A 1,139-nucleotide genomic window follows, 5' to 3' on the forward strand; every position below is an offset into this window, starting at 1 on the left:
TTGATATCAAAAATTGTTTTTGATGCTCGATGCTGTGAGTGCCCACACAGATTGCTTGATTCAAATTGTTAAAGAGCAACGCAGCTTTTGGCTGCTGCGGGAGTGACATTCTACTCAACCGCCCTCTCGAGTCAAGCCTTATTTTCAAAGGCTTTTCGAGGCTACCGACCGGCTTGTTTGCGTTGCCGCTTGCCCTGTCGATGGAGGCGCATTATAGGGAGCGAATTCGTTCTGGCAAGAGGATAATTGCAAAAAGATGGCTTTCACCGTTCAACCGCTCACAAAGCCACCAAAAAGCATCTTAATCCAGCGAAATCAGCCTGTGACAGGCGCTGCAACGGCAAAATCATGCAGGTTGTCGTAGATGGCATCGGCCAGCTCAATCCCCGCATCAGTAATCGGCTTGCCTGTTCTGACCATTATCTTGTGACCGACCTTGGCATTGATGGCGGCTTTCAGGTCCGAAGGTTTGTCACCCACCATATAAGAGCGGTCCATGTCGATGCCCAACTCTTGCTGCGCCAACAGCAGCATGCCGGGTTCCGGTTTGCGGCAGTCGCAAGGGGCGCCGTGATCCGGGTGATGGGGGCAGAAGTAGATACCATCGAGATCCACATCCCGATCGGCCAATGACCAATCCATCCACTCGGTCAGGTTCATGAAGTCATCTTCCGTGAAGTAACCGCGGGCGATACCGGATTGGTTGGTCACCACGACCAGCAAATAGCCTTTTTTCTTCAGCAATTGCATGGCCTCAATCACCCCGGGTAGAAAATGGAAGTCATCAACCTGGCTGACATAACCCGTGTCTTTGTTGATGACACCATCGCGATCCAGAAAAATGGCGGGTTTACTCACAGCAGCTACCTCTATAGATGATTTCGAAAAAGTATCTCACAGGCCAATTAAAGCCCCAAAAGTAAAAGGGGTGGCCGAAGCCACCCCTTTCATGTGTGCATATAAAGTATCGATTAAGCGATAACTTTAGCTACAACACCAGCACCTACGGTACGGCCACCTTCACGGATGGCGAAACGCAGGCCGTCGTCCATCGCGATCGGGGCAATCAGGGTAACAACCATCTTGATGTTGTCGCCCGGCATTACCATCTCTACGCCTTCCGGCAGTTCGATGGTACC

General features: G+C 51.2%; 1 protein-coding gene and 1 pseudogene. Both read right to left on the minus strand.

Features of this window, described 5'->3' with window-relative positions; translation table 11 throughout:
- Window positions 1–315: 315 nt before the first annotated feature.
- Entirely contained in the window at window positions 316–858 is a 543-nt protein-coding gene (gmhB, locus tag PG887_RS22415; protein ID WP_010675946.1) for a D-glycero-beta-D-manno-heptose 1,7-bisphosphate 7-phosphatase, read from the minus strand.
- 113 nt (window positions 859–971) lie between these two features.
- Window positions 972–1,139 (minus strand): annotated as a pseudogene (tuf, locus tag PG887_RS22420) (elongation factor Tu); the annotation flags it as partial.

Origin of the sequence: Aeromonas sp. QDB14 (genome assembly GCF_027707845.1) — a bacterium.
GTDB classification, from domain to species: domain Bacteria; phylum Pseudomonadota; class Gammaproteobacteria; order Enterobacterales; family Aeromonadaceae; genus Aeromonas; species Aeromonas caviae.